At 68.3% G+C, this 2,655-nt stretch carries 5 protein-coding genes; 4 read left to right on the forward strand and 1 reads right to left on the reverse strand.

The features are described from left to right. The 4 genes from ACLP25_RS09515 to ACLP25_RS09530 form a co-directional block, all read left to right on the forward strand. On the forward strand, positions 1–477 hold a 477-nt coding region (locus ACLP25_RS09515; RefSeq protein ID WP_442468960.1), incomplete at its 5' end, for an ATP synthase beta subunit C-terminal domain-containing protein. A 30-nt stretch (positions 478–507) separates the two neighbouring features. Then, positions 508–909, forward strand: a complete 402-nt coding sequence (locus tag ACLP25_RS09520) for a F0F1 ATP synthase subunit epsilon (RefSeq protein ID WP_442468961.1) — start codon at positions 508–510, stop codon at positions 907–909. 71 nt (positions 910–980) lie between these two features. Then, the gene (locus ACLP25_RS09525; RefSeq protein ID WP_442468962.1) at positions 981–1,346 is read left to right on the forward strand and encodes an MmcQ/YjbR family DNA-binding protein; all 366 of its coding nucleotides are present in this window, start codon (positions 981–983) and stop codon (positions 1,344–1,346) included. After that, positions 1,321–2,313 carry a threonine/serine dehydratase gene (locus ACLP25_RS09530; RefSeq protein WP_442468963.1) on the forward strand — a complete coding sequence of 331 codons (993 nt, stop codon included), beginning with the start codon at positions 1,321–1,323 and terminating at the stop codon, positions 2,311–2,313. The genes ACLP25_RS09525 and ACLP25_RS09530 overlap by 26 nt, the downstream gene beginning before the upstream one ends. A gap of 55 nt (positions 2,314–2,368) precedes the next feature. Here ACLP25_RS09530 and ACLP25_RS09535 read toward each other — a convergent pair. After that, positions 2,369–2,655: hypothetical protein (locus ACLP25_RS09535; RefSeq protein WP_442468964.1), on the reverse strand; the 287-nt coding region annotated here is incomplete at its 5' end.

A 2,655-nucleotide genomic window follows, 5' to 3' on the forward strand; every position in this document is an offset into this window, starting at 1 on the left:
GCCCCGGCCACCTCCTTCGCCCACCTCGACGCGACGACGGTGCTCTCGCGCTCGATCGCGGAAAAGGGCATTTATCCGGCGGTCGACCCGCTCGACTCGACCTCGCGCATGCTGACCCCCGCGGTTGTCGGCGAGGAGCACTATGGCGTCGCCCGCCAGGTCCAGCAGGTGCTCCAGCGCTACAAGGCGCTGCAGGACATCATCGCCATCCTCGGCATGGACGAACTCTCCGAAGAGGACAAGCTGATCGTCGCCCGCGCCCGCAAGATCGAGCGCTTCCTGTCGCAGCCCTTCGACGTGGCCGCGGTGTTCACCGGCACCCCAGGCGTGCAGGTCAAGATCGAGGACACGGTCAAGGGCTTCAAGGGCATCGTCGAAGGCAAGTACGACAACCTGCCGGAGGCCGCCTTCTACATGGTCGGCACGATCGAGCAGGCCATCGAGAAGGCCAAGAAGCTCGCCGCGGAAGCGGCCTGACCCTAAGACACAAAGCCGAGGCTCAAGCCCATGGCGGCATTTCCCTTCGAACTCGTCGCGCCGAACAAGGTGCTGTTCTCCGGTCCGGCGCGCGCGGTCGTCATTCCGGGCTACGAGGGCGACTTCCAGGTGCTCACTGACCACGCCCCGACCGTGGCCGCTGTCCGTCCCGGGGTCGTCGCCATTGACGACGCCAACGGCCGTCACTTGCGCGTCTTCGTCCGCGGGGGATTCGCCGACGTCAATCCGCTCGGCCTGACCATCCTCGCCGAGACCGCGATCCCGTTCGAGGACCTCAACGTCGCGCATCTCGATGAGGAGATCAAGAATGCGGAGGAGGACGTCGCCGACGCCTCCGACGAGCTGAAGCAGGCGGCGCAAGAGAAGCTCGACCGCCTGCGCGAGATCAGAGACTCGATGAAGCTCGGCTGACGCGGAGCCGGACCCGAAGCGGGACCCTCAGCCCCGTTTCGGCTTTCAGGCTGTTGTCGCGAGTTGGCCGAATGACGCGTGACGAATTCGACGCGTATTGCGCCAGCCTCCCCCACGCGACGCACGTCGTCCAATGGGGCGACGCCAGCGTGTGGAAGATCGGCGGCAAGGTGTTCGCGATCGGCGGCTGGTCGGACCCCGGCGATTTTGCGGTCACCTTCAAATGCTCCGAAACGAGCTTCGCCGTCCTGAAGGGGCTTCCCGGCCTGAGGCCGGCGCCCTATCTCGCCTCGCGGGGCCTCAGCTGGATCCAGCGCACCGACGACCGCACGCTCAGCGACGGCGAGCTTGCGGAATACCTCGCGCAAAGCTACGCGCTGGTCCGGGCGGGCCTGCCGAGAAAGACGCGACGTGACCTGGAACTCATCGAAGACTGAAGACCCTTCCGCCCCGTTCGCCGTGACGCCCGACGACATCCGCGCCGCGCACCGGCGCATCGCGGCCCACGTCCGCCGCACGCCGATCCTCGAGACGCCTTCTCCCCTCGCCGGCGCCCCTCCCCTGTCGCTGAAGCTCGAATGCCTGCAGCATTCCGGCTCGTTCAAGGCGCGGGGCGCGTTCCACAACCTCATCACCCGTCCGGCGCCGGCTGCGGGCGCAGCGACCGCCTCGGGCGGTAACCACGGCGCGGCGGTCGCCTATGCGGCCGATAAGCTCGGCGTGCCAGCAAAGGTGTTCGTGCCAAAAATCTCGACGCCGGCGAAGGTGGCGCGCATCCGAGCCTGCGGCGCCGACGCCGTCGTCGGCGGCGCCAACTACGCCGAGGCGCAGATGCGCTGCGACGCCTATGTCGCGACCAGCGGCGCGCTGAAAATCCACCCCTACGACGCGCGCGAAACGGTCGCCGGCGCGGGCACGGTCGCGCTCGAATGGGAGGAGGACCTCGAACGGCTCGGCCTGCCGGCGCTCGACACGGTCCTCGTCGCGGTCGGCGGCGGCGGTCTGATCTCCGGCGTCGCCGCCTGGTTCGCCGGCCGGATCAAGGTCGTCGGCGTCGAGCCCGAGGGCTCACAGGCTCTGCGCGCCGCCTTCCATGCCGGCAAGCCCGTCGACGTCCCGGTCCAGTCGGTCGCCGCCGATTCGCTCGGGGCGAGCCGCGTCGGCGACCTCAACTTCGCGATCGCCCGACGCTTCGTCGGCGAAGCGGTCGTGGTCGCCGACGCCGCGATCCTCGAGGCGCAGCGGTGGCTCTGGCGCCAAGCCTCCGTCGTCGCCGAACCCGGCGGCGCGACAGCGCTCGCCGCGCTCATCGGCGGCGCCTACCGCCCCGAGACGAACGAACGCGTCGGCGTCCTCGTCTGCGGCGCCAACGCCGATCTCGCGACTTTTGCGGCGCTCTTTTGACGCGGCTTTAGCGCCGGATCGCGGACCCGGCCTCGGCGCGGTCGCCGACCTCGCCCTACAAAGCGCCGCGTTCGACGAAACCCGCTGCGGCGTTAGCGGTTTCCCACACGGTGTTTTCGTCCGCTCCGGACGGAGGCTCGTCGCGAGGCGCAGCGGTTTGCTGATCCTCTGCGGCGCCGCCTTGCTCGTCGCAGCGCCCGACAGGGACGCGGGGTAAAGAGATCTCCGAAAAAAATACCAGCGGCTGGCTCCCCACCTTCTGACGGCGGCAAAAAGTCACTAGTAAACTTCTGCTATCGTCGGCCGCACGTTCGCATCTAGGATATTGGAAATCTGATCGAA

The sequence above is a fragment of the Roseiarcus sp. genome (genome assembly GCF_052145395.1).
In the GTDB taxonomy this organism is placed as follows: Bacteria; Pseudomonadota; Alphaproteobacteria; order Rhizobiales; family Beijerinckiaceae; genus Roseiarcus.